General features: G+C 58.3%; 26 protein-coding genes. 11 read left to right on the forward strand and 15 right to left on the reverse strand.

Translation table 11 applies throughout. The features are described from left to right. Positions 1 to 84 precede the first annotated feature (84 nt). Together PG5_RS09075 and PG5_RS09080 are read left to right on the forward strand one after the other, a co-directional pair. A complete protein-coding gene (locus tag PG5_RS09075) occupies positions 85 to 975 on the forward strand; it encodes an ATP-binding protein (RefSeq protein ID WP_020796806.1) in 891 nt (296 codons plus the stop codon). Further along, entirely contained in the window at positions 972 to 1,454 is a 483-nt protein-coding gene (locus PG5_RS09080) for a GAF domain-containing protein (protein WP_020796807.1), read from the forward strand. Before PG5_RS09075 ends, PG5_RS09080 begins: the two co-directional genes overlap by 4 nt. Here PG5_RS09080 and PG5_RS09085 read toward each other — a convergent pair whose 3' ends face one another. The 9 genes from PG5_RS09085 to PG5_RS09125 all read right to left on the reverse strand — a co-directional run bounded on the left by PG5_RS09085 (position 1,455) and on the right by PG5_RS09125 (position 13,267). Next, positions 1,455 to 4,400, reverse strand: coding sequence for an HD domain-containing phosphohydrolase (locus PG5_RS09085; RefSeq protein ID WP_020796808.1), 2,946 nt, complete (start codon positions 4,398 to 4,400; stop codon positions 1,455 to 1,457). A 48-nt stretch (positions 4,401 to 4,448) separates the two neighbouring features. Further along, positions 4,449 to 8,090, reverse strand: a complete 3,642-nt coding sequence (locus PG5_RS09090; RefSeq protein WP_020796809.1) for a transporter substrate-binding domain-containing protein — start codon at positions 8,088 to 8,090, stop codon at positions 4,449 to 4,451. A gap of 8 nt (positions 8,091 to 8,098) precedes the next feature. After that, positions 8,099 to 8,725, reverse strand: a complete 627-nt coding sequence (locus PG5_RS09095) for a response regulator transcription factor (protein WP_020796810.1) — start codon at positions 8,723 to 8,725, stop codon at positions 8,099 to 8,101. Positions 8,726 to 8,962: 237 nt separating this feature from the next. Continuing rightward, positions 8,963 to 9,352 (reverse strand): response regulator, encoded by a 390-nt coding sequence (locus tag PG5_RS09100; RefSeq protein ID WP_020796812.1) that lies wholly within the window; start codon positions 9,350 to 9,352, stop codon positions 8,963 to 8,965. A gap of 178 nt (positions 9,353 to 9,530) precedes the next feature. Beyond that, positions 9,531 to 10,859 (reverse strand): deoxyguanosinetriphosphate triphosphohydrolase, encoded by a 1,329-nt coding sequence (locus tag PG5_RS09105; RefSeq protein ID WP_020796813.1) that lies wholly within the window; start codon positions 10,857 to 10,859, stop codon positions 9,531 to 9,533. Between the two features lie 68 nt (positions 10,860 to 10,927). Next, entirely contained in the window at positions 10,928 to 12,091 is a 1,164-nt protein-coding gene (locus PG5_RS09110; RefSeq protein ID WP_020796814.1) for an EAL domain-containing protein, read from the reverse strand. Positions 12,092 to 12,220: 129 nt separating this feature from the next. Next, positions 12,221 to 12,565, reverse strand: a complete 345-nt coding sequence (locus tag PG5_RS09115) for a hypothetical protein (protein WP_020796815.1) — start codon at positions 12,563 to 12,565, stop codon at positions 12,221 to 12,223. Further along, entirely contained in the window at positions 12,562 to 12,951 is a 390-nt protein-coding gene (locus PG5_RS09120) for a phage holin family protein (RefSeq protein WP_020796816.1), read from the reverse strand. Before PG5_RS09120 ends, PG5_RS09115 begins: the two co-directional genes overlap by 4 nt. Before the next feature lies 1 nt (position 12,952). Further along, the gene (locus tag PG5_RS09125) at positions 12,953 to 13,267 is read right to left on the reverse strand and encodes a YqjD family protein (protein ID WP_008055105.1); all 315 of its coding nucleotides are present in this window, start codon (positions 13,265 to 13,267) and stop codon (positions 12,953 to 12,955) included. Between the two features lie 318 nt (positions 13,268 to 13,585). On the opposite strand from PG5_RS09125, the gene PG5_RS09130 reads away from it, so the two are divergent. The 5 genes from PG5_RS09130 to PG5_RS09150 all read left to right on the forward strand — a co-directional run bounded on the left by PG5_RS09130 (position 13,586) and on the right by PG5_RS09150 (position 16,957). Further along, positions 13,586 to 14,794 (forward strand): ammonium transporter, encoded by a 1,209-nt coding sequence (locus PG5_RS09130; RefSeq protein WP_020796817.1) that lies wholly within the window; start codon positions 13,586 to 13,588, stop codon positions 14,792 to 14,794. A 73-nt stretch (positions 14,795 to 14,867) separates the two neighbouring features. Beyond that, entirely contained in the window at positions 14,868 to 15,104 is a 237-nt protein-coding gene (locus tag PG5_RS09135) for a glutaredoxin family protein (RefSeq protein WP_020796819.1), read from the forward strand. Positions 15,105 to 15,260: 156 nt separating this feature from the next. After that, positions 15,261 to 15,578 carry a hypothetical protein gene (locus tag PG5_RS09140; RefSeq protein WP_020796820.1) on the forward strand — a complete coding sequence of 106 codons (318 nt, stop codon included), beginning with the start codon at positions 15,261 to 15,263 and terminating at the stop codon, positions 15,576 to 15,578. A 71-nt stretch (positions 15,579 to 15,649) separates the two neighbouring features. Then, positions 15,650 to 16,540: a pseudouridine synthase gene (locus tag PG5_RS09145; RefSeq protein ID WP_020796821.1), complete on the forward strand. Its 891-nt coding sequence runs from the start codon at positions 15,650 to 15,652 to the stop codon at positions 16,538 to 16,540. 138 nt (positions 16,541 to 16,678) lie between these two features. Next, positions 16,679 to 16,957: a hypothetical protein gene (locus tag PG5_RS09150; protein WP_020796822.1), complete on the forward strand. Its 279-nt coding sequence runs from the start codon at positions 16,679 to 16,681 to the stop codon at positions 16,955 to 16,957. Positions 16,958 to 17,034: 77 nt separating this feature from the next. Here PG5_RS09150 and PG5_RS09155 read toward each other — a convergent pair whose 3' ends face one another. Next, positions 17,035 to 17,256, reverse strand: coding sequence for a YgdI/YgdR family lipoprotein (locus PG5_RS09155; RefSeq protein ID WP_020796823.1), 222 nt, complete (start codon positions 17,254 to 17,256; stop codon positions 17,035 to 17,037). A 75-nt stretch (positions 17,257 to 17,331) separates the two neighbouring features. After that, a complete protein-coding gene (gene mobA / locus PG5_RS09160) occupies positions 17,332 to 17,934 on the reverse strand; it encodes a molybdenum cofactor guanylyltransferase MobA (RefSeq protein WP_020796824.1) in 603 nt (200 codons plus the stop codon). An 81-nt stretch (positions 17,935 to 18,015) separates the two neighbouring features. Here mobA and moaB point away from each other — a divergent pair, with 81 nt between their 5' ends. Beyond that, positions 18,016 to 18,555, forward strand: a complete 540-nt coding sequence (gene moaB / locus PG5_RS09165; RefSeq protein WP_020796825.1) for a molybdenum cofactor biosynthesis protein B — start codon at positions 18,016 to 18,018, stop codon at positions 18,553 to 18,555. Then, positions 18,539 to 19,765, forward strand: coding sequence for a gephyrin-like molybdotransferase Glp (gene glp, locus PG5_RS09170; protein ID WP_020796826.1), 1,227 nt, complete (start codon positions 18,539 to 18,541; stop codon positions 19,763 to 19,765). The genes moaB and glp overlap by 17 nt, the downstream gene beginning before the upstream one ends. A 62-nt stretch (positions 19,766 to 19,827) precedes the next feature. Here glp and PG5_RS09175 read toward each other — a convergent pair whose 3' ends face one another. Continuing rightward, a complete protein-coding gene (locus PG5_RS09175; protein WP_020796827.1) occupies positions 19,828 to 20,136 on the reverse strand; it encodes a hypothetical protein in 309 nt (102 codons plus the stop codon). Positions 20,137 to 20,350: 214 nt separating this feature from the next. Here PG5_RS09175 and yegS point away from each other — a divergent pair, with 214 nt between their 5' ends. Beyond that, positions 20,351 to 21,268 carry a lipid kinase YegS gene (gene yegS, locus PG5_RS09180; protein ID WP_020796828.1) on the forward strand — a complete coding sequence of 306 codons (918 nt, stop codon included), beginning with the start codon at positions 20,351 to 20,353 and terminating at the stop codon, positions 21,266 to 21,268. On the opposite strand, the gene PG5_RS09185 is transcribed toward yegS, so the two are convergent. The 3 genes from PG5_RS09185 to PG5_RS09195 form a co-directional block, all read right to left on the reverse strand. Beyond that, complete coding sequence (locus PG5_RS09185; protein WP_033045706.1) at positions 21,252 to 21,911, reverse strand: response regulator transcription factor; 660 nt, start codon at positions 21,909 to 21,911, stop codon at positions 21,252 to 21,254. The genes yegS and PG5_RS09185 overlap by 17 nt on opposite strands. Further along, positions 21,908 to 22,801 (reverse strand): sensor histidine kinase, encoded by an 894-nt coding sequence (locus tag PG5_RS09190; RefSeq protein WP_020796830.1) that lies wholly within the window; start codon positions 22,799 to 22,801, stop codon positions 21,908 to 21,910. Before PG5_RS09190 ends, PG5_RS09185 begins: the two co-directional genes overlap by 4 nt. 456 nt (positions 22,802 to 23,257) lie before the next feature. Continuing rightward, the gene (locus tag PG5_RS09195; RefSeq protein ID WP_020796831.1) at positions 23,258 to 23,728 is read right to left on the reverse strand and encodes a hypothetical protein; all 471 of its coding nucleotides are present in this window, start codon (positions 23,726 to 23,728) and stop codon (positions 23,258 to 23,260) included. A 422-nt stretch (positions 23,729 to 24,150) separates the two neighbouring features. On the opposite strand from PG5_RS09195, the gene PG5_RS09200 reads away from it, so the two are divergent. Beyond that, complete coding sequence (locus PG5_RS09200) at positions 24,151 to 25,086, forward strand: chemotaxis protein CheV (RefSeq protein ID WP_020796832.1); 936 nt, start codon at positions 24,151 to 24,153, stop codon at positions 25,084 to 25,086. Positions 25,087 to 25,233: the final 147 nt, after the last annotated feature.

Genomic DNA, 25,233 nt, shown 5'->3' on the forward strand with positions numbered 1-25,233 from the left:
CTACAGGGCGGTTGACCGTTCATCGAACGCTGTATTTCGTTGCTGTATCGACATCATTACTGTGAACGTGCCCGAGGAGAAGACGTGGATTCCCGATTAAATGCTTTTCTTGAACGTGCCGATGCCGTTCTGGCCCGTATCGAACCGTTGTTGCCCACCCCTCGGCAAGCCATCGACTGGACCCATTGCCTGGCTGCGCGCTGGCAGCGTGAGAGGCGCAGCGGTTTTCTGCTGCCGCTGCAGGTCAGCCTGGACATGCGTCTGAGCGACCTCATCGGCGTCGACCGCCAGGTGGAGCAACTGGGACGAAATACCCGCCAGTTCCTCGATGGCATGCCGGCCAACCACGCCCTGCTCTGGGGTTCGCGTGGCACTGGCAAATCGTCGCTGGTGCGCGCCTTGCTGGCTGAGCACGCCGAGGCTGGTCTGCGCCTTATCGAAATCGAGCGTGATCACCTGGCGGACTTACCGCGGGTGGTCGAGCAGCTCGCCAAGCTACCGCAGCGTTTCGTATTGTTCTGCGATGACCTGTCGTTCGAGTCAGGCGAGGGCGATTATCGCGTGCTCAAAAGCGTTCTCGACGGTTCGCTCGAACAGGCACCGGACAACGTGTTGCTGTACGCCACCTCCAACCGTCGACACCTGGTGCCGGAAAAGGAAAGCGATAACGAAAACTGGAAACGGGTCGATGGTGAATTGCACCCCAGCGAGGCAGTGGAAGACAAGATCGCCCTGTCGGATCGCTTCGGGTTGTGGCTATCGTTCTATCCGTTCACCCAGGAGCACTTCCTCGATGTGGTCGAACACTGGATCGGTCAATTGGCCGACAGGGCAGGCCTGCCGTGGCAACGCACCGAAGAGCTGGACATCCTTGCGGTGCGCTGGGCCACGGGACGGGGCAATCGCAACGGACGTTGCGCGTATCAATTTGCCCGCTATTGGGTGGGGCTGAAACTGTTGGAGCACAAGGCATGATCGATTTACAAAAGAGCGGCCAGGGCCTCGAGGGCTACGGCATGCTGCACGCGCAGCTGGAGTCCTTGCTGGCGGATGAGCGTGATTTCATTGCCAACGCCGCTCAGTTTTCGGCGTTCCTGTTCAATCAACTCGAGGGCTTGAACTGGGCCGGATTCTACCTCAATCGTGATGGCGAGCTGGTGCTGGGCCCGTTCCAAGGGCAAATCGCCTGCGTGCGGATTCCGTTCGGCCGGGGCGTGTGCGGGACGGCGGCGGCGACCTTGCAAACCCAGCGAGTCGAAGACGTGCACGCGTTTGCCGGGCATATCGCCTGCGACAGTGCGTCGAACAGCGAACTGGTCGTGCCCTTGGTCAAGGACGGTCGCCTGATCGGCGTGCTCGATCTCGACAGCCCCCAACTGGCGCGTTTCACCGCGCAGGATCAAGCGGGCATCGAGCAATTGGCCGCTATTTTCCTGCGCCTGACCGACTGCTGATCACGCTCTCAAGCCTGCCTTGACCAGCAGGCTTGGCGCATCCACTGCATCGACCTGTTGTGGGTCGAGGAAGCGCCGGGCGTACTGCAGATAAATCTGCGCGTTGATGAACAGTTCGAACAACGGTGGGTCGATGTGGGCATCCCGGCACATGTTGGCCATGATGCCCAGCGCTTCACTCAGGGTCTTGGCTTTCTTGTAGGGGCGGTCGGCGGCGGTCAGCGCCTCGAAGATATCGGCAATCGCCATCATCCGCGCCGGCAGGCTCATCTGCTCACGCTTCAAGCGTTTCGGATAACCCGTGCCGTCCATTTTTTCGTGGTGACCGCCGGCGATCTCCGCTACGTTGCCCAGATGCTCGGGGAAGGGCAGGTGGTTGAGCATCAGAATCGTCTGCACCATGTGGTGGTTGATGATGTAGCGCTCTTCGCGTGTCAGGGTGCCTCGGGTAATGCTCAAGTTGTAGAGTTCGCCGCGGTTGTACTTGTAATGCGGGACATCGAGCTTGAAACCCCAGGGATTATCCTCGGCAATCACTTCGGCTTCGGCGCGTTCGAACAGATGCTCGGGCCGGTCCGCCAGCAACGTCTCGCAGACGGGCAGCGTCGGTGCGGGCGTGCGTGCCTGGCGCTGGTTCTCCTCCCAGGAAACTCCCAGGCGGTCATCCAGGGTCCGCGTCCAGGTGCGTTGACCGATACTGCGCAGGCGTTGCAGATCGGCTTCGGCCATGGTCTCGCCGCCGAGGTTGCAGCGGGCGATGAAGGCGAAATCGTCATCGAGTTCCGCCAAAGTGGCATCGCGCTGTTGCGCCAGGGGCTGCTCATCGCCACCTTGGGCAATGGCTTGCCAATAGTTGATCCAGGCATCGCGCTTGAGCACTTCGAAGCGGGTGCGTATTTCGTGGATGCGGTCGTTCAGGGTTTCGAGCTTGGTGGCTTTGTCGACGACGTATTCCGGGGTTGTCACTTTGCCGCAGTCGTGCAGCCAGGCGGCTATGTGCAGCGCCTCCCACTCATCGTCCGTAGGCTGGTAGCCGCTGAAAGACGGGTCCTGGCTGGCTGCTGCGGCCTGGGCGAGCATCAACGTCAGCGCCGGAACTCGTTGGCAATGGCCACCGGTATAGGGGCTCTTGGCATCTATCGCGCCGGCCAGCAGCTTGATGAAGGCGTCCAGCAGCTTTTTTTGCCGGTCCTGCAAGCGATGGCTTTCAATACTCACAGCGGCGGCACCGGACACCGCCTGCAGGAATGCAATGCGGTCGGGACGCAGTTTGTCCAGGTCGCTCTGGTTGCCGCTGTCGGCCAGCAGAAACACCAACAGGCCGACGGTTTCGTTGTGACGATTGTGCAAGCGGATGCCGATCAGGTGAACGCGGGGACAGGCCATTGCCAGCAGGACTTTTTGGAGATCCCCCGCCTGTTCGAAGCCCAGGTGGGTGACAACGTTGTCGGCTGTCGACAGCTGCTGCAGCCAGGCGGGGCTGTCTGTGTCCTTGAATGCGTGTGCGCGAAGGTCGAATGAAGACAGGGCGTGTGCGGTGTCGTTGATCACCAGGCCCTGGGGTTCCATGAGGTCGCCATCCCCTTCGCGCAGGTAGATCAGGCCAGCCTGGGCCCGGCCGATCCTTACCGTTTCAAACAGCACCCGCTCCAGCAATGGGGCAAACCGGGTCTCGGCGCTCAGGCTGTCTGTGATCTGGAAAAAGCTTGCCAGGGTATCTTTCATACGCTCCATGGAAAGGCTTAGCTGGTCGACCTCAAGTACCGGAGAGCGGCGTGTGGCCGGAAAGTTGAAATCGAAACTGCGAATGGCATCCGCTTCCTGCACGAGGGAGCGCAGGGGCTTGACCAGGATCCTGGACGTCAGCCAACCCAGTGGTACGCACAGCAGCAGGGTCGCCAGGGTAATCAGTGCGCCTTGCCAGCGCATGCGGTAGGCATCGACGAGCAGTTCATCTTCAGGTATCAGCATTGCCAGTTGCAGCCCCTGGGGGCCGCCTTCCTGCATGCGGCTACGCGCAACAATCCATTGACGGCCCATGGCAGTCAGGCGATTACCCGGCGCAGGTGTACTGAGCAGCGCCTGCAGGGCGGGACTGAGGTCGGCGGCCTTGCTCAGGTGGGCGGTTTGATCGTCAACGATCAGGCGACGGCTGTCGGGATAAGCGATGGCATTGCCTTGCGCGTCGAACAGCACGATCTCGGTAGCGGGCGTCACCACATGTTTGGCCAGTGTGGCCGAAAGCTCGGCCAGGGTCAGGTCGGCAGCGAGTACGGCATGCTCGCCGCTGCGCCGTGCCAGGGTGGTACCGACATTGTGGGTCGAGAAAAAAACGTAGGGTTCGGTGGTGATCTGGTCAGCGTTTTGGCTGGCGCTGATAAACCAGGCGCGGCCACGCGGATCGTAGGTTTCTTCAGGGTTGTCCTGACGGCTGACGAGCGTCAGGTCCCGATCAAAAAACAAGGATTGCGAATGCACCTGGCCGCTGCTGTTTCGCTCGATACTCCAGACCTGGTAGGCCGCGGTATCCGGGGCCTTGAGTAACGCCTTCTGATCTGGGGTGCGCAGCGGGCGAACCATGAAGAAGTCACCGGTGTCGTACCCCACGTACAGCGAAGCCAGGTCGGGGTTGTCCTGGAGTGACTGACTGAAGGGCAGTAGCAACGCCAGGCGCTGCTGCAGATCGAGCGCCTGGGTGGCAGGGGTATGCGTCAACAGGCTCAGCAGGTGCCGAATCGGTTCATAGGTGGCGTGCAGGTCCAGGCGCACGTCCTGCTCAATTCGACTGAACAGTTTTTCACTGCTCGACAGAATGATTTGCGTGGTTTGCTGATAGTTGAAAATGCCCAGCACGATCCCGGTCAGCAACAGCAGGCAAGTGAACATCACGCTGATATGAACGTGCAGGGGAAAACGGCGTTGATCCGGACGCAGTGGGCTGGGCATGCAGGTCACTCCGTGATGGTTAACACACTGCTCCGCGTCCAAGCATAGTTAAGGCTCGCTCATTGTGCAGGGGGCGTTTTGCTCGATTTGTTGCAGCAATGCCTGCTCCAGTTCGAGCAAGGCGCGCTCTACGGCGTCGCAGCATTCGCTTACTTTCTCGGGGGAGAAGGGGGCATGGCCGGCAGCCTCGAGCGCCTCGCAGCTGTCGATCAACCGAGTGGCCTGGACGATTCGGGCGGCGCCCTTGATTCTATGGGCAATGTCGAGAAATGCCTGTGGTTCCTGTGTGCCTGACAGCGCTTGCAGGCCCTGTCGATCCAGGCGGCTACTGTTCAGCAGTTCGGTCAGCAGGCGCAGGTTTAACGTCGGATTGCCACCCGTCAACACATGCAAGCCTTGCTGGCTGAAGGCTGGTGCGGCGGCCGCGGGCTGGATGCCCTTGACCCATTGACCCAGGGCGGCCAGGGACAGCGGCTTGAACAGGCAGTCGTCCATCCCGGCCTGTTTGCACCGTTGAATCTCTTCCGGTTGAGCATTGGCGGTAAAGCCCAGGAGGGTGCAGCGTGGCAATTGTGTGTGCTGTTCATGTCGACGAATGGCTTGGGCCAGTTCGTATCCGTTCATGACCGGCATGTTGCAATCGGCGATCACCAGGTCAAATGTGTCGGATTTCCATGCGTCCAAGCCAGCCTGGCCATCTGCCGCGACGCTGAATCGGTGGCCCAGAAACTCCAGCTGCTGGCACATCAGCAAACGATTGGCCGCGTGGTCGTCGACCACCAGCACATTCAATGGGACCGTGGCGCAGTGGATGGTGGGCTCAGCTATTTGCTCCCGTGATTGGCGAGGCAGTGTGGGTAACGGCAATGAAATCCTCACCCGGGTACCGACGCAAGGCTGGCTGCTCAACTGCAGGCTGCCGTTCATCATCTCACACAGGCTGCGGCTGATTACCAGGCCAAGCCCGGCACCCCCCCTGGCCGACTGAGCTGCATTTCCGGCCTGGGCGAAAGGTTCGAACAGGCGTTGTTGATCCTCATGGCTGATTCCCGGGCCAGTGTCTTCGACCAGCAGCAGCATTTGAACCTGGTTGGGTTCTTCGGTCAGGTGCAGTGCGACAATAATCCTGACCTGGCCGTGCTCGGTAAACTTGATGGCATTGCTGACCAGGTTCGACAACACCTGCTTGAAGCGCAGGGGATCGAGCAACACGTCGATCGTCGGGTTGGCCGGATTGAATTCCAATTGCAATTCGAGTCCCTTCTGTCGCGCCAGTCCATCGAAAATACGCGCCACCGACGCCACGAGTTCCTCTGGATTGACCCGTTCCGGGTTCAGGCTCAGGTGTCCGGACTCGATGCGGGCAATATCGAGGATGTCCCCGATCAGTTCCAGCAGGTCCCTCGCCGAGTGGTAGGCCACATCAATGGCGGGACGATCCGGGGGCTGGAGTTCGATGCGTTTGAGCGTCAGTTCGAGCATGCCGATGACGGCATTCATCGGGGTGCGAATTTCATGACTCATGGTTGCCAGGAACGTACTCTTGGCCCGGTTCGCTTCGTCGGCACGTTCCTTGGCACAACGCAGGTCATCGAGCAATTGCCGCCGTTCGCTGATGTCGATCCAGCCACCAATGATGCCCTGGACCTCACCGCTTGAGTCACGGTACGGGAGAATCCAGTGATAGATCGTCAACCGGCGGTCGCCAATGTGCAGCGCACGGTCAAGGATCATGGGCGTGCCCTCGGTCACGACACGCTGGTAGTCGACCTGGTACTCCCGAGCTTCGAAAGCGTTGCCCAGGGTGCCCTGGATCACGCTTTTGCCGATCACGTCTTCGCGTTTGGTATTGAAGGTTCGCAGGTAACTGTCATTGCAACTTTGCAGCAGTCCTTGACGATCACGTACATAAATTGGATGAGGCGTGCCATTGACCAATGAACCCATGAATTCCAATTGATCGTTCAGCGCTCGCTCGGCCGCCCTGCGTTGATTGATCTGGCGCCGCATGTAGGCGTTCCAGGTCACGGAGATCAACAACAGTAACCCCGCGCCGATGACGATCTGATAGAAGACCCGTTGATAATTGCGCCAGGTACTTTGCGAGGAAGCCGAATAGCCGCGCCAACGGTTATTGATGACGCCCAGTTCCTGTGGCGCGATGCTCAACAGTGCCTTGTTGAGGATGTCATTGAGTTCCTTGGCATCGCGCCCGGTTGCCAGGGAGAACGCCGCCTGCCGGGTGCCGATGGTGGTGCTGATTTGCAGATCGGTTTCGAACAGTTGCGAGGCGATGAAGTAATTGGCGATCACCAACGAATTCACTGCGCCTTCCACCCGGCCTTCGGCGAGCATTTCTACGGCACTGAAGGTGTCCGGGGTCTTGATCAACCGGATCTGCGGGAACTCGCGGCGCAGATACTCGACCAGGGGATTGCCTCGGGCAATTGCCAGGCTCTTGCCCTTGAGCTGGGCAAGGTTCGCCGGACTGTCGTGCGCCTTGCGTGTCAACAGGACGTAGGAGTTCTGCAGGTAGGGACGGGTAAAGTTCAGCAAGTTATCCCGTTTCGCGCTGGGGAGCAGCGCGGCGATCAGGTCGGCCTGACCGGTCTTGATCAGCTCGATCATGTCGCTGTCGCTGCGGCTGCGCTGAATATCGAAGCGCAGGCCGGTACGCAACCTGATCAACTCGAGCAGATCAGCGGCAATTCCGCGAAAGTTGCCGGCACTGTCAAAAAAAGTCAGTGGCGCATAGGCCTCATTGACGACCACCCGGACCACCGGATGTTGCGCCAGCCAGTGCTCCTCATTGTAACTGAGCTCCAGTTTCTGGTCGGTGAGCAGGATATCGCTCCCGGCGCTCCAGCGCTTGGCGATGTTTTCCCGTTCGCTGGCGGGGATAGCCTTGAGCGTCGTGTTGATGATGTCGAGCAGTTGTGGATTGGTCTTGTGCACCGCAAAGCTGAAACCATGGGCTTCGTGCTTGCCGAAACTGGCCATGCGAATGTTGTTCAGATAGCCCTTGTTAATCATGTAGTGGGTTGAAACGGTGTCACCGAGAAAAACATCGGCCTGGCCGAAAGCAACGGCATTGATCGCGTTCTGGTAGGAGGGGTAGGACGTGATGATTGCCTTCGGATACAGGGCCTTTACCTCCTCCAGGGGCAAGTAGTGATAAAGCATGCTCAGCCGCAACCCGGACAGCCCATCATTGAGCGTGCGGGTTTCGCCTTCACGTGTCACCAGGACCGGTTGATCTACCGCATAGGGCCTGGAAAGCGCGATGTGGTCATTGCTCGCCTCGAATCCGTTGGCGGTGCCCAGCAGGTCTACCTCGCCGTTTTCGAGTGCTTCGATTGCAGCTCCCCGGGAGTTGAAGCGCCGGACCTTGATGGGCAGGTCAAGGACCTTGCCAAGAATGCCCGCGTAGTCCGCAGTAAAACCTTCGTAGTCATGACCGCTGCTGGTCAGGTCGAAGGGGGGATAGTCGGGTGCTGAAGTACCCAGGATCAGTTCCTGTTTACCTCGGGCCCAATGTCGCTGTGATTGATCCAGCTCGACTTTCAGGTGCAGGGGGGCTGAACGACTGAGCAAGGTGAGTTGCTCAGAGGCCTGGGCGGCGTGCAGCGGGGTGCACAGGCACAAGCTTGTGATCATGATCAGCAGATAGTCCTTCAAGCGACTGGGCATCCTGTGCCTCACACTAACGAGTTACGTTTTGCCATCTCGATGAGTTCAACCAGTGATTTGGCCTTGAGTTTTTGCATGAGTCGTTTTTTATAAGTGCTGACCGTTTTGTTGCTGAGGAACATGCCCTTGGCGATTTCCTTGTTATTGCGACCTTGTGCAAAAAGTTGCATGACCATGAGCTCCCTGTCATTGACTGACTTGAACAGTTCGAGTTCTGCGCACCGCGCTTCGTCACCACGGGTAGGGTTCAAGGCTTCACTGGGAAAATAGTTATAACCTGACAGTACCGCTTTAATGGCGCTCACCAGTTCGCTCAGTTCTTCCTGTTTACAAACATATCCCGAGGCGCCGGATTGCATGCAGCGTATACCGAACAGTGTCGGGCATTGCGCGGTCAATATCAGGATTCTCGGGGGTGTATGCATGGCGTTGAAACGGGTCAGCACTTCAAGGCCATCCAGTTTGGGAATGCTGATGTCGAGAATGACCAGGTCGGGCATGCATTCACGCACCATCTGCATGGCATCGACACCATTATCGGTTTCACCGACGACTTTGAAGCCCTCGTGCTCAAGCAACATGCGAACGGCAAGGCGGATGACAGGGTGATCGTCGACGATAAAAACGGAGTTCATAATCAAATCCCATGCGAGCTCAGATAAAGCGCGCACCTTAGCTCAGATAGTTGAGGTGCCGTATGAACTGACGGGTCCGTCATGGCAATATAGGAAAGTTCCTACACGCGAAAAAGAAATTACTTACGTGTCAACTGGTTTTTGGTGCGGTTGGCGCAATTAGTGTTGCTGTTTAATTATGGCGATCAGACGAAAATTTGCAGGTCACAGATTTTTCATCTGCGCCTGTTCGAAGGGTTATGGAATAAGTTTCAATAGGTGTCTCAGTTCGCATTGTTTCAAAGGTTTTATCAAGCAGCCAAGTAATGGCAATCCATTGAGGAATGCCATCCTTTCAAGTTCGCTCAGTTCGGTAGATGTCAGGCTACTTAAAAGTATTGCCTGCTTGATCATTCCCTGATGACTGGCAATTTTTATCAGGTCAATACCGGATACTTCGGGTAGGCACTGATCGCATAACAAAATATCGAACGGCTGTTCTGCCCTGAGCATGTGTTGCAATGCGCCCGTGGCACAGTCACTGGTGGTTAAATGAATGAAGCCGTAACTCTCAAGCAGGCATTGAGTAGCCTTGAGCTGAAATGGGTGATCTTCCACCAGCATGATGCGCAGACTGTCGTCCATCATATTATTCACGCTTCTTCTATCGGAACCGATAGGCGTGATTGTTTCCTGTCAAAACCGCACGTTCGATCAGTGCACTCGACAGATGCTGTAGGGGAATTCGGTATTCATTGAAAGTTTTTTGACCTTCAGGACTGAACGGCCATTACCGGAGGGGTAATAGCCGATCGATCAATAGTTGTCAGTGGCTGGAGCGTCCCGTCATTTCGAGAGCCATATGGCTGGCGTAACTATCGGTCATGCCAGCGATGAAATCGATCATGCGCAGGAACGAGTTGTGCAGTGGGCCGTTCGGATCGGGCGCATTGTTGCCCAGCAGGTCGAGGACCCGTCGGCTTTTGAAGGACGGCGTTCGACCATTGTGTTGCTCCAGTGCGGCACCGCAGAAAGCGTTGAGCAGAATTTCCAGGGTGGTGTAGGCACCGATTTCGTGCAGCGTCTTGCGTTTGTCCTGGAAGATTTTCTGCCGAGCCATGTCCTTTGCATTGAGGACGCAGCGTTTGGCCGGACCGTGCATATGCTCCACCAGGTCGCCAGGCAGGGAGCCGGCCAACAGTGCATCCTGTTGCTCGACAAAGGCGCGGGCCGCTGCGTTGGTCAGGTGCTCGATGGCCTTGCCCCGCAGGATCGCCAGTTTGCGTCGCCGCGAATCGTTCGGGCCAAGCAGGCGATAGGTTTGCGGTAAATCGTCGCCCACCAGATCCAGTAACAGGGACTCGACTTCGGCGTACTCCAGTAACTCCATTTCCAGGCCGTCTTCGAGGTCGATCAACGCATAGCAGATGTCATCCGCAGCTTCCATCAGGTACACCAACGGGTGGCGTGCCCAGCGCTGCTCTTCAAGCTGCGGCAGGCCCAGTTTTTGCGCGATCTGCTCGAGCAGCGGCAGTTCGCTCTGGTAGCACCCGAACTTGTGCTTCTTGTACCCCAGGGAGTCGGCATGCCTGGCTGTCCATGGGTATTTCAGGTAAGTGCCCAAGGTGGCATAGGTCAGCCGGGTTCCGCCGTCGAACTGGTGATATTCAAGCTGGGTCAGTACCCGAAAGCCTTGGGCGTTACCTTCGAAATTGAGGAAGTCATTGCGCTGCGCTTCACTCATCGCATCCAGCCAGCCCCGTCCAGCGGCTTGCTGGAACCAATGCCGAATCGCGTCTTCGCCGGAATGGCCGAAGGGTGGATTGCCGATGTCATGGGCCAGGCAGGCCGATTGGACCACCATTCCCAGATCACTGGGCTCACACCAGTCGGGCAGGGCGCTACGGATGCTTTCACCGACGCGCATGCCCAATGAACGGCCTACACAGCTGACTTCCAGCGAGTGGGTCAGGCGCGTGTGTATATGGTCGTTGCTGTGGACCGGATGAACTTGAGTCTTGCGTCCGAGACGGCGGAACGCCCCCGAGAAAATGATGCGGTCGTGGTCTTTGTGAAAAGGACTGCGGCCCACTTCTTCCGGGCTGTACAGGGGCTTTCCGAGGCGTTCGCGGGTAAGCAGGGTAGGCCAATCCAAGGCTGGTTCGCTCCGTCAGGTGACTGATTGGCTAGCTTCCCGGTTCGCGTCGTTACCTGCAAGTGTCACTACAGCCCCACGGCATCGATATCGATCAGCAGCAGGCGTTCGCCGTTGTCGAAAAATTGCCCGGCGGTGAGGCAGTACTGATTGCTGGTGGCGTCGCGATACGTATTGGAAAGGGTCAGCTGACACTCGTCCCAACCCTGCGCCAGCAGGTGATAGAAATACGGACGCCACGACCAGTTATGGCCCAGATAGCGGTTGTCGGCGACCCACTCGCTATTGCGCCACTCCAGGTTGGGCGTCATCTGCGTACCGTGACGGTCGCACTGGTAGAAGCGCAGTAGCCAGGGAAAGGCCTCCAGTTGTGGCAGGGCACTCAGGGGCGCCCTGGCCTGTGCCCAGGCCTGCAGGATCGCCATCAGCTCACTGAGTTGCTGGCGCAAGATCTTCAGGCGAACGCGCTCGGCCAGCTTTTGCTGCACATAGCGCTGGCGCAGATGCGCAAAGCGCTCGACGAAGGCGTCAGCGGCAAAGAAATCCGCTTGTGCCCCGGCAAACAGAAACCCCTGGACGTAACGTGAGCCGCACTCCAGGGCAAAATTCAGTTGCGCTTCGGTTTCCACGCCTTCGGCAATGATCCAGCAACCGGTTTTTTCCGCCATTTGTGCAAGGGCCTTGACCACATCGCTGCTGGGCCCGCCCAGAGCCGCCGCCTGGAACAGGCGCATATCGAGTTTTAGGATGTCCGGTTGCAGCGCCAGAACCCGATCGAGCTGAGAGTACCCGGCGCCGAAATCATCGATGGCAATCCGTGCGCCGGCTTGCCGATAGCGGGCCACCACATGAGCCAGGCGCTGGACGTCACCACCCAGTTCGGTGATTTCGAAAACGATGCGCTGCGGATCGACGCCATGCTTTTGCAGCTGGCCTAGGCTCGGCAACGGTTGGTCCGGGCGTAGGCGGCTGATCCAGAGCGGAGAAATGTTCAGGCTGAGAAACCAGTCGCTGGGTGCTTCATGCAGGCGGCTCAGCGCGTTATCGCGTAGCTGGCGGTCCAGCCGACGCAGCGCAACGGCGTTGGTTCTGGGATCAGCGAACAGCGGCCCGACCGAAACCAGTTGGCCGTCGGCCCGGCGCAGTCGGCCCAATGCCTCCACGCCGGCGATACCGCCGGTGGCGGTATCGATGAACGGCTGAAAGCAGGCGAGCGGTTGCCCGTCGATCACAAGGCCTCCTTGATGGATCTTGTTTTTGGATAAAGCCCGGGTCACCGGATAGGCGCGCAGGATTGAACCCCTCGATGGAGAGGTTCGATCCCGTGGGTACTGCAAGAATGTAGCCAGATACTGACAGGGTCAGTGTTTGCGCGAAGAACCTTGCAAGACCAGTTTGACCAGAGGCCCCAGAGTGGTGCCCAGGCGGACCAGTCGGGCCAGGCTACCCACGCCGTTGCCCTTCCTGGCACCCTTGCCGCTCAGAAACCCCAGCAGGGTGACAGCGGCCACGCCCCACAGCGGGGCATGCTTGATGCCGAACCCGTCTTGCAGGCTTTGGGTCATTCCACGTACCCGCTGCAGGGGTTGCAGTAGTTGCGCGGATTCGTGACGGATCTCCTGGCGATGCATTTCCATGCGCAGGCGTATCAGTGCCTTGCGCATTTCCGTGCGCGAGCTGTTTCGAGGCAGTTCAGGCAGGTTCATGGCAGCAGGCGCTCCCGATCATTGGCCAGCTCTTCCAGCGTGCCATGGAACGGCGAGGACTCATCGAAGATCGCCGCTCTCAGGCGCATGCCGCAGAAGACGCATGCCAGGGTGTAGAACACGCAAAGCGCGATGATGGCAGGCAAGCGGTAAGTGTCCCAAAACAGGATCAGCACCAGGGTCGACAATCCCACCAGCAACAGCAAGGCAAACACCAGCGCCAGGCCTGCAAACAGCAACAGGCTCACGGTGCGGGCTTTTTGTTCCTGCAGTTCGATGCCGAACAATTCGACATGGCTGTGCAGCAGTCCAAGGAAAGCGGCACCCAGGCGCCGCGGTGAGGAACTTGGGCCTGTCCCGGACGAGCCGGATTCATCGATGGCCATATCAGCGCCGAGTAGCTAGCAAGCCAATCAGGAAGCCCACGCCGGCCGCGATTCCGACCGATTGCCATGGGTTGGCCTGGACATAGTCCTCGGTAGCGGTCACGGCAGCCTTGCCGCGTTCGCGCAGGGAGTCTTCGGTCAGCTTCAGGGTTTCACGTGCACGCAGCAGACTGTCGTGGATCTGGTCGCGCAATTCATCGGCCTGGTCACCGGCCAGGGAGGCGGTGTGCTCCAGCAACCGTTCGGTATCGCTGACCAGTGTCTGAAAATCGCTCATCAAAATTTCTTGAGCAGTCTTTGCCTTGATGCTGGCCATTGGTGATCTCCATAAGTGGCGTCTGAATCGTTCGAGTATGAGCCTTATGCGAAGGTTCAGTACAAATGACTGGTACAACTTTTGCTGTGTCGTGGTGCGTCAGCCCGCGCTGTTGCGCTGTTGCTGGGCAAGATTCCCGTAAAACCTTAACTCAAACAATCGAAACCCGCGCGAATGTCCCGGTCGTGATTGGCCTTGATGAACCCTGTGCTCCAAAACGGTTCATTGGGAGAGACTTGTTGAAGTCTCAACTTGGTGCATGGATTGCCCGCGCGAACTGCTTTGGTGCTTTTTTCAGCCTTAAGGTCTGCCAAATCCATGGAAAATCTGCAAAGCGCTGTGGACACCCTGGTCCATAGCTCCAATACGTTGTTCATCCTGATCGGCGCGGTCATGGTACTGGCCATGCATGCCGGGTTCGCCTTTCTTGAAGTCGGGACGGTTCGGCAAAAAAACCAGGTCAACGCCTTGTCGAAGATTCTCAGCGACTTCGCTGTTTCGACCCTGGCCTACTTCTTTATAGGCTATTGGATTTCCTACGGGGTCACTTTCATGCAACCGGCGGCAGTGATCAATGCCGATCACGGCTACGGCCTGGTGAAGTTTTTCTTCCTGCTGACCTTTGCCGCGGCGATCCCGGCAATCATTTCCGGTGGCATCGCCGAACGTGCCCGGTTCGTTCCGCAGTTGTGCGCGACGGCGTTGATCGTGGCATTCATCTACCCCTTCTTCGAAGGCATTATCTGGAACGGCAACCTGGGTCTGCAGGCCTGGCTGCTGGAGCACTTGGGCGCCAGCTTCCACGATTTTGCCGGTTCCGTGGTGGTGCACGCCATGGGCGGTTGGCTGGCGCTTGCAGCAGTGCTGTTGTTAGGGCCACGCAATGGGCGTTATCGCGAAGGGAAGCTGGTGGCGTTCGCGCCGTCGAGCATCCCGTTTCTGGCATTGGGCTCGTGGATTCTCATCGTTGGCTGGTTCGGTTTCAACGTGATGAGCGCGCAAACCCTGCAAGGGGTCAGCGGGCTGGTAGCGGTGAACTCGCTGATGGCCATGGTCGGCGGTACGGTGGCGGCGCTGATCGTTGGGCGCAACGACCCGGGCTTTCTGCACAACGGTCCACTGGCCGGCCTGGTGGCGATCTGTGCCGGCTCCGACCTGATGCACCCGGTGGGTGCGCTGGCCACCGGTGCCATCGCCGGGGCGCTGTTTGTCTGGTGCTTTACGGCCGCGCAAGGCAAATGGCATATCGATGACGTGCTGGGCGTCTGGCCGCTGCATGGTCTGTGTGGCGCCTGGGGCGGGATTGCCTGCGGCATTTTTGGCCAGGCGGCCCTGGGTGGCTTGGGCGGTGTGAGCCTGCTCAGCCAGTTGATCGGCACTGCACTGGGTGTGATGGTGGCGCTGGCCGGTGGCTTTGCGGTGTATGGCGTGATCAAGGCGTTCCATGGTTTGCGCCTGAGCCAGGAAGAAGAGTATTACGGCGCGGACTTGTCGGTGCACAAGATCGGCGCCGTCAGCCAGGATTAACCGTGGATTCATTGGCTCGACGGCATTTCGGGGCAGGCCTAGAATAGGCTCTTAATTTTTTGGTAGAGCGCTCATGCTTCCTGAATGTCAGCTGTTCGGCACGCTTGGGTGCCATCTCTGCGAAGTGGCCGAAGCCATGTTGATGGATTTTGTCGAGCATGGCTTGCTGGTGGAGCTGGTGGACATCGCTGAAGACGAAACATGGTTCCAGGCCTACAGCCTGCGCATTCCGGTATTGCGTCGGGTCGACACTGGCTCGGAACTGGGTTGGCCCTTCAGTCCCGACGAAGTGGTGGCCTTCTTGCGTTAATGATTTTGTTCCGCCCGTCGAACTTCAGGTTCTATCCCCTTGGCTTAATTGGCCGGATTCGGATACTGTATGCGCATACAGTTATTCGGGTTGTTGCCTTGTCTGCGCTGATTTTCGGCTTTGAGCGGGGCAAATCCGGGCGTGAGAGGGTCAGTCGTGGTCAATGTCGAACAATTGAAGAGCAGCGTTAACCGCATGTCGGTGGATGTAGTACGCGAAGCCGTCGCCGAATTGCGTCTGGACGGCTTGGTGACGGAGGGCAAGACACCCTTCAACAAGCTGCATTTCAATACCTGTTTCGCTGAAATCGAAGCCTTGTTTCAGCGTGCAGGCTACCACCGGCAGCTGGATGTCGTGGGCTATCAGGGGTTGTTGTATGCACTGTATGACCCGGGTCGCTGGGAGGCGGTCGACGTGTTGCGCTGGCTCAAGGAGTACACCGAGGCAGCCGGGCGTGCGCAGATACCGGCTTGAGGATTCTGCGCTAGGTTCGCTTGCGTTGCTGTTGGATAATGCCGCTCTGCATTCAAGGTAAGAGCTTTTGTATGTCCACTTCATCTTTTTCTGCTGCACACAGCCAGGCCAGCACGTTGTACTTGCCGCCTGGCCCGTGGCAGACCGTTTTCGATTGCCTGTGCGAGCACTTCAGCGCCATCGGTCGTGAACAGTGGCTGGACAGAATCGCTCGCGGCCGCGTTCTCGATGGGCAGGGTGCGCCCATTGCCCTGGACCTGCCTTACAAGGAAGGCCTGCGGATTCACTATTTTCGCGAAGTGCCGGATGAAAAATCGATCCCCGTGGTCGAGTCGATCCTGTACGCGGACGAGCATCTGGTCGTGGCAGACAAGCCTCATTTCCTGCCCGTGACCCCGGCGGGAGAGTACGTTGAGCAGACCCTGTTGCGCCGTCTTATCCGTCGACTGGATAACCCGCACCTTGTGCCCTTGCATCGCATCGACCGGCATACGGCGGGGCTTGTGCTGTTTTCAGCCAACCCGCAAAGCCGATCGGCGTATCAATCGTTGTTTCCAACCCGAAAAATTGAAAAGCGCTACGAAGCTATTGCCCGGGCATTGCCTGAATTGACGTTCCCCCTGGTGCACAAGAGCCGGCTCATTGATGGCGAGCCTTTCTTTCGCATGCAGGAAGGTCCGGGCGCGAGCAACACCGAGACGGCTGTCGAAGTCCGGGAGAAGAACGGTGATCTCTGGCGTTATGGTCTTTATCCGGTAACGGGTAAGAAGCATCAGTTGCGGGTGCACATGACGGCGTTGGGCGCGAGCATCTGCAACGATCCGTTTTATCCCCAGGTGCTCAAGGATGTGCAGGATGACTACGCCAACCCGCTGAAGCTGCTGGCCCAGGGCCTGAAATTTGTAGACCCGGTAACCGGCGAGGACAGGGAGTTCGAGAGCGCAATCACACTGCAATGGTGAGCAAGGGCGTCAAAAAAATCGAATTTGTGCGCAGCGCTACAGTCTTTTGATCAGGCGCCACGCATGTGGCGTCCGATGAACTTGGCGCCGCCGCAGGGTTATCAGGCGCGCCGAGACCTCCCAAGCAAGGAGATTTTCATGAAACGCACTGTTTTCGCTGGAATGTTGATTTGCGCCGCCATGTTGTCCTCTTCCGTCTATGCCGCAGACAACGATCTGTGCACCATCAAGCTGCAGGAACTCAAGGACAAGGTCACCAGCCTGCCTGCCACGTCCGAAAACACCACCATGGAAATCAAGCGGATGCAGGCCAGCGCTGAAGCGGCCCGGGCTGCCAAGGATGACAAGAAATGCATCACCGAAGCCACCCAGGCGCTGGCACGGGTGGATAAACTGAACAACGAGCCGAACCCGTAGCACCGGGTTTTCGGTTGCATACAAAAATGCCCCGACAAGTCGGGGCATTTTCATGTATCCGGTAGTCACCGCGAAAATTACAACTCTTTGACGGTACGAACCTGATCCTTGTTGATGCGGTTTTGCTTGCCATCCAGTTGTTCGAATTCGTAGAAGCCCGAATCCTTGTCATAGCTTGGCGTATCGACGGCCTGGATTTCGCGACCGTCATTCAAGGTGATCACGGTAGGCGATGCGCAACCGGCGAGGGTAGCGAGGCCCAGTGCGAGCATGAAAGTGGCCAGGGTCCGTTGAGTCATGGAAGTGTCTCCGAAAATGAATTCTTTTGGTTGCTGGGGTTGAGACGTAAACAGCGCGTGCAAGTTCCTTGATACTCAGTCTGACACACCGTGTGGCATGCTTAATAGTTCCGGCGTATTAAGGTTTGCCAGGCGCGGATCGTTGTCGGGGCACTGCAATGCAGTAGCGCCCAGCCTGCGCATGAGTCGACCCGGGCTACGCTCCCCCTCCTTCCAGGCCGTTTCGAAATCAACCCGCAGGGCCAGGGGAATTACGCACAACAGGGGCTCCCAGTGATCGTCATGGCGCAGCATCAACGGTTTGTCGGGATGCTCGGCGGCGGCTTCGCGCATGCGGGTGAGCAGTGCGTTGTCGATGCGCGGGACATCACAAGGCAAGACTAGCAGGTGTGGATGCCGAGCAGCCTTCAGACCTGCAAGAATGCCCGCCAAAGGGCCCGGAAAGTCGCCTTCGTCGTCATGGACCAATTGATCGGCGTAAGGCGCGTACTGTTCCAGGTTCCGGTTGCACGAAACGATCAAGTCATCGCTCAGAGGGCGCGTCTTGCGGTGCAAATGCGCAATCAGCGGCTCGCCGTGCCATTCCAGCAATCCTTTGTCCTGGCCACCCATGCGTTGGCCACGGCCGCCTGCCAGGAGCAAAATGGAGCAGGGTGGCAACGCTGGGTTTGAAGTCATGGCAGGCCTCCGTGGGGGCGGCGAAAAATGGGGTCGCTGTGATATAACACCGGGCTGTTTCTCCTACAACTGGACGAGCCTATGAAAGCCAAGGCTGATGTACCTTTCGCACCGCTCAACATCGCGGTGTTGACGGTCAGCGACACCCGTACCCTGGAAACCGATACCTCAGGCCAGGTCTTCGTTGACCGCCTGACGGCTGCCGGACATAACCTGGCCTGTCGGGTCTTGCTCAAAGATGATCTCTACAAGATTCGCGCGCAAGTTGCCAACTGGATCGCCGACGACGTCGTACAGGTGGTGCTGATCACCGGCGGCACGGGCTTCACCGGTCGTGACAGCACGCCGGAAGCGGTGAGCTGCCTGCTCGACAAGCAAGTCGATGGTTTTGGTGAGTTGTTCCGCCAGATATCGGTGGCGGACATCGGCACCTCGACCGTCCAGTCCCGCGCGTTGGCCGGCCTGGCCAACGGCACGCTGGTGTGCTGCTTGCCGGGGTCGACCAATGCGGTACGCACCGGTTGGGATGGCATTCTTGGCGAGCAGCTGGATTCGCGGCATCGCCCGTGCAATTTCGTGACTCACCTGAAACAGGCGGCACCCTGTGAATCCCGCGGGTAAGCCGGGCAAGACTGGCACCCTGATGCCGGTCGAGGTGGCCCTGGCACGCTTGCTGGAAATGGCGGACGCCTCACGGATTGTCGAGCGCGAGCGTTTGCCATTGGCGCAAGTCCAGGGCCGGGTGCTGGCCGATGATCTGCTGTCGTCCCTCGATCTGCCGCCGTGGCCCAATAGCGCGATGGATGGATATGCCCTGCGCGTGGCCGACTGGAACACAGAGCCGCTGGTCGTCAGTCAGAAAGTGTTTGCTGGCCAGGCCCCTGTTGAGTTGACGCCGGGCACCTGTGCACGAATCTTCACCGGGGCACCTGTGCCGCCCGGTGCAGATTGTGTCGAGATGCAGGAGAACGCCGAAGTCCTGGCGGATGAACGTGTACGTTTCACCGAAACCCTGGTCATCGGGCAGAACATTCGTGCGCAAGGACAGGAAACCACCGTGGGCGAACTGATCCTGCCCGCAGGAACACGGCTGGGGCCAATCGAACAAGGCCTGGCAGCCTCGCTGGGGTGTGCCGAGCTGGAAGTGATTCGCAAGGTACGCGTAGCGGTGCTGTCCACTGGCGACGAACTGATCGAGCCAGGTCAGGCGTTGGGGCCAGGGCAAATCTACAACAGCAACCGTGTGTTGCTCTGCAGCTGGTTGCAGCGCCTGGGTTGCGAGGTCATTGATGCCGGGATTCTGCCGGATGACCTGGACACCACGCGCACACGCCTGGGCGAGTTGGGGGATGTCGACCTGATTCTCTCGACCGGTGGCGTATCGGTGGGGGAGGCCGACTTTCTGGGTATCGCCCTGAGAGAAGAGGGCGAGCTGGCGCTGTGGAAACTCGCCATCAAACCAGGAAAACCCCTGACTTTCGGGCATTTTCGTGGCGTACCGGTGATCGGCTTGCCAGGCAATCCCGCCTCGACCCTGGTGACCTTTGCCTTGTTGGCAAGGCCTTATCTGCTGCGGCGCATGGGTGTCCTGGAAGTGGAGCCTCTGAAGGTGCAAGTGCCAGCTGGGTTCGACTGGCCCAAGGCCGGCAACCGACGCGAGTACCTGCGCGGTCGGCTGGAGAACGGCCGGGCCATCATCTATAGCAATCAGAGTTCCGGTGTGCTGCGTAGTGCGGCCTGGGCCGATGGACTGGTCGAGGTCATGGAGCAGCGAACACTGGTGCCAGGCGATGTCGTCTACTTCATCCCGCTGAGCGAAGTGTTGGGCTGAGTCTGGCCGCCGCCAGGCGTGCAAGCCCGGTCGATCGCGCCGGGTTTTGCACCCCTGTCCGATCAATGGGCCAACAGCAGCAGTACCACCTGATCAAAACGGCTGTTGGCGATCCAGCCCAGCAGCCCCAGCACTACGGCTGTTCCGACCGCCGAATAGGCAAGCCTGTGCCTGACGGACTTGATGTCACTGCGAATCTTTTCCAGGTCGCTGCGCAGGGTGTCCAGTGTCTCAAGCTCGTTGAGGCGATGTGGCATATCAACTTCTCCGCTGGATTTTCCATCGCTGACGAATTCAGCTTGATGATTGGCCCGTTTCATTACGAGCGGCATCACCGGAACCACCGGTGACCTGATGTCATGTTGTTGCATTGCACATCCTTGCGTCTGTCCTGCTGATGACTGAAAACCGCTGACACAAAAGTGGACCAATCGCCATTTCTGGTCAATTGAGCCGTTTCCTCACGTTTTGTAAGAAAAATCTCCTTATTGGACTCAAGTGTAAATAATTCAGTTTTTTGCGACTTTTCCGCAGGGAAGCAAGGTCACATGTCCCATACGCCATTCAATAATGGGAGTGACGACAATGAGCGAACGCAAGGCGCTGTTGATTTTGCATGGCAAGCAGGCGCTCAACGAAGCGGTTCGGGCCGCCGTCGACAGCAAGCGTGAACAAGGCTGGGAGCTGGCCGTTCGATTGACGTGGGAGGCCGGGGATGCGCAAAGGCTGGTGGGTGAAGCGCTGGATGCAGGTTATCGGCAAATCATCGCCGGTGGCGGCGACGGTACCCTGCGCGATATCGCCGAAGCGATGGCCGGACAGTCGCAGCAGGCCAGCCTGGTATTGATGCCGCTGGGAACCGCCAACGATTTTGCCCGTGCTGCCGGTGTTCCACTGGAGCCGGATGAGGCACTGGCGCTTCTGGACGTTGCCCCCAGTGCCATCGACCTCGGGGAGGTCGGTGGGCAGGTATTCCTGAATATGGCCACTGGTGGTTTTGGCAGCCAGGTTACGGCCAATACCTCCGAGGAACTGAAAAAGGTTTTAGGCGGGGCGGCGTATCTGTTCACCGGCTTGTCGCGGTTCAGTGAGTTGCATGCCGCCTATGGTGAGTTACAGGGGCCTGATTTCCACTGGAGTGGCGAGTTGCTGGCTCTGGGGATCGGCAATGGCCGGCAGGCGGGCGGTGGGCATGTGCTATGCCCGCAGGCCCTGGCTGACGACGGGATGCTCGACATCAGTATTTTGCCGGCGCCGCAAGAGCTGCTCAGCACCTTGAAAGACCTGCTGGCCGATGGCTTCGGAATCGACAACATGTTCGTTCGTGCCCGCCTGCCATGGGTTGAGATCAAGTCCTCGGAGGGTCTTTACATCAACCTTGATGGCGAGCCGCTCGAGGGTGACAGCCTGCGTTTCTCGGCCCGGCCGGCAGCGTTGTGGGTGCATTTACCCGAGCAGTCACCCTTGTTGAGCAAAGCCTGCGCTGTCAGTCATCCAGACTGATGATCTGCTCTCGTACGGCGAACAATACCAGGCCGGCCACGTCGAAGATCTGCAAGCGCTTCATGACTTGCGAGCGATGGGTTTCGACCGTCTTGACGCTCAGGCCCAGGCCGTTGGCGATTTCCCGAGTGGATTTTCCGCGCACGATCAGCCGCAGGATTTCCAGTTGGCGCGCTGTCAGGTTGTGTGAATCTGGCGACTCTACCGGGTTTTTCTGGGTCCGGTTCAATGCCTGGGTGATCACGGTATGGGCGATGGCCGGGCTCAGGTATCGCTCATTGTTACGCAGGGCGTGCAGCGCGTGTTCCAGTTCGGTGGCCGTGGTGTCCTTGAGCAGGTACCCATGGGCGCCCGATTCCAGGGCCTGCATGATCAGGGCCGGGTCGGTGTGCATCGACAGGATCAGCACTTTGGCCTGCGGGCGGACCCGCTTGAGTTGCTGCAGGGCTTCGAGGCCGCCTGTCTGCTTCATGGAAATATCCAGCAGCACGATATCAGGCGACAGGTGCTGGACCATGTCGAGCAACTGCGAGCCATCATTGGCCTCGCCAATAACCGCGTAGCCAGGAAGATCCAGCACCAGGGCGCGTACGCCTGCCCTGATCAGCGAGTGGTCATCCACCAGAAGTAAGTTACAAGTCAATGCATAACCTTATTCGGACTGGCCCGTTCGAACGCACGCGGCGCCCATGGGAAGAGGGCTTCGATTTGAGTGCCTTTGCCTGGCTCGCTGGTCACGGTCAGAGTGCCACCCAGTTGCTTGATCCGTTCCGACATCCCGGCCATTCCCCGTTGTCCCTCACGCCCCGGGTCGGTGGCGGGCGCGAAACCCAGGCCATCGTCACTGATCATCAAGGTCAGGCCCTGGGGCAAACGCTGCAGGCAGACCAGCAGGTTTTGCGCTTGGGCATGGCGCAGCATATTGGTGACGGCTTCCTGGGTAATACGAAAGGCCGCCACCGCTACTTCTTCCGGGATGCCGGTCAGTCGTTGATGGCATTCCAGGCTCCAGTGCACCGAAGTGTTGCTCAACGTCTTGAGCAAATGCGCCCGCAAGCTGGCTTCCAGCCCAAGGCTGGTCAGTTGCCGGGGGTTAAGGATGGCCGATACATCGCGAACCTTGGCCAGGGTTTCCTCGAGCGTGTCGCACAGCACCGAGCACTGCGCCTGGAGGTCTTCGGGCATCCTGCGCTTGAGCCAGTCACTTTGGAGTTTTGCCGCCGTCAGCAACTGGCCGATGTCGTCGTGCAACTCCCGACTGAGGCGGTGGCGTTCGTTTTCCTGGACTTGCAGCAACCGATCGGCCAGCTCCTGGGGCTGGAACTTGATCGACTTGCGTGACAGGCGGTACTGCACCCACACGCAGCCCAGTGCAGCACTATCGAGTACCAGCAGGCCCAGCGGCAAGCGCGTGGACAGGCTGTAGACCAGCAGGCTGCCGAGCGTCGAACCGGCACACAGCAATAACGTGAACCGACGTGCGTTTTCTCGGGAGGGTGGCCATTTGGCAATTGACTTGAGGCTGGCGTACATAGCGGATGGAGCCAATGGATGTTCGCTGCGGGCTGATCGGTCATGCTCGCTGACAGATCGATGATTTTTATGGTCAGCTATCGATTTCAACTGAATTTTGTATAAGAAAATCAGAGTTTTGTATAAGAAATCAGGCCTGCAACTTGTTGGCTGCAATCGTTGCCGTTAATTGACGTCAACTAATGGGCGGCATAATACCACTTCGGATACCGTTGGTCGCGCCTGTGATAAAGATCCAGGAGGGCAGGACATAACGCGCAGGAATGGGGATGTCGTCACGCAGGGTTCGATTATTCAGGTCGTTACATATCAGAAAAGTCGGGTCAGGCAGACAAATACTTGTACAAGCAACAGTTACTTGTTTCGAGGTGTCGCTGATCGATATGAAGTATTCAATTGCGACATTGATTCTGGTGATGCAGTTCTCTATTGCCGCTGAATTGTACTTGCAAAAAATTAAGCCTGGCGCTCCGTGTAAGAAAGGAGCGTAAGCGGCCTGGAATTAACCGGGGGACGAAATTGACTCTGGCCGACCTGGAACGCGAAAGCTTCGATCAGGGTGGTCTGTTCAGTTTCATCAAGGCTGAGCTGCCCGGTATTCTGGTCGATCAGCTCAAGTTGCCAGGCGATCAGCGTCAGGCAGTCCTTGAGCGCGTCCAGGGCTTCGTCGTGCAGTTCCATGTGGTTCAGGGCGTGATTGAGCAAACCATGGATATGCAATGAAAACTCTGACACGGCGGCGAGAGCGAGGGCATCGGCCTTGCTGGCGAGTTTGAGCAGGGTGCTGAGCAAGCAGTCAATGGCGTCCGGGTCGTTGTTGATCAATTGCAGATGACTCAGGCATTCCTCGGTTCTGGCCAGGAGCGTTTCAGCCTCGACGATAAACTCCGGAATACGCTTTGCCCACTCTTTACGATTGTTCGGCATGCTTATCTCCACAACGTCATGTCAAATGAGGAGGGTGTCGTGTCTTGAATTCGCGCTCTGAACGGCTCAAGTGCGGGCTGGACGCTTGAGAGGGTGGCTGGCCACTGGTTTGCGATCGCACACAAATGCCCGACTCCACTTCATGCAATGAGAATGGCGTCACATTAATGGCTATTGGATATCGCGAATATCAGGTTGCACCTGATTGTTGCTAGGGGAATCCCTTACATGACGGAACTCATCGCGCGAACTGTGGTCGCGGCGAAGAGAATGCAGCAGATGAAATAACAGCGCCAGTAAAGCATGATGTTAATGTGACATCAATGCCGGGCGCGGCATTTGCCATAAGGGTCAAGGTCCAGCGAAAACCGCCGATAACCCTCTATCCAGTGAATTCATCCGAACAAGCCCAGGAGTCATCGATGGCCGGCATTCTCGATACGGTAGACCAACGAACGCAACTTGTGGGTGAGAATCGCCTGGAAATTCTCATGTTCCGGCTTGCCGGGCGGCAACTGTTCGCGATCAACGTGTTTAAAGTGCAGGAAGTCCTGCAACTGCCGAAGCTCACTTTGATGCCCCAGCGTCACCCGTTCGTTTGCGGCGTAGTCAATTTGCGCGGCCAGACCCTACCGGTCATCGACCTGTCCCAGGCAATCGGCATGCGTCCTTTGGTGCCAGGTCCTGGCAGCACGATCATCGTTACCGAGTACAACCGATCGGTACAGGCCTTCCTGGTCGGTGGGGTGGACCGCATCGTCAATATGAATTGGGAAGCCATTCTGCCGCCGCCCAGCAGTGCTGGTCGGCAGCATTACCTGACTGCGATCAGCAAGGTCGATGATCAATTGGTGGAGATCATCGACGTCGAGAAAGTCCTCGCCGAAATCGTACCTTACAGCGCCAAGGTTTCCCGGGAAAAACTCGAGGATCCAGTGCTGGAACGCGCCCGTGGCCGCGAGGTGCTGCTGGTGGATGACTCGAATGTGGCCCTGGCGCAACTGCGCGATACCCTGGGGCAGTTGGGCGTGAAGATGCACATCGCCAGCGATGGCCTGAAGGCCTTGAACATGCTCAAGGCGTGGGCGGATACCGGCGTCAATATGACCGACAAGCTGCTGATGGTATTCACCGACGCGGAAATGCCGGAAATGGATGGCTACCGGCTGACCACCGAAATCCGCAACGATCCGCGACTGCGTGGCCTTTACGTGGTGCTGCATACGTCCCTGTCCGGCAGTTTCAACGAATCGATGGTCAAGAAGGTTGGCTGCGACAACTTTCTCTCCAAATTCCAGCCGGACAAGCTCGTTGATGTGGTGCGCCAGCGTTTGGTGCTGGATGAGGTGCCGGCCTGACAGCCAGGATTTTTCGGCTGCACCCGATACCTGTGGGAGCGGGTTCGCCCGCGTAGGCGGCCTGACAGGCGACCTGTTATTTGTTGTCGGAGTACATATCCATTCCTGCGGTAACGGCCACTTAGGGTTTCGCCCTTACGGCGAGTC

This window comes from Pseudomonas sp. G5(2012) (assembly GCF_000408945.1).
Classification (GTDB): Bacteria; Pseudomonadota; Gammaproteobacteria; order Pseudomonadales; family Pseudomonadaceae; genus Aquipseudomonas; species Aquipseudomonas umsongensis.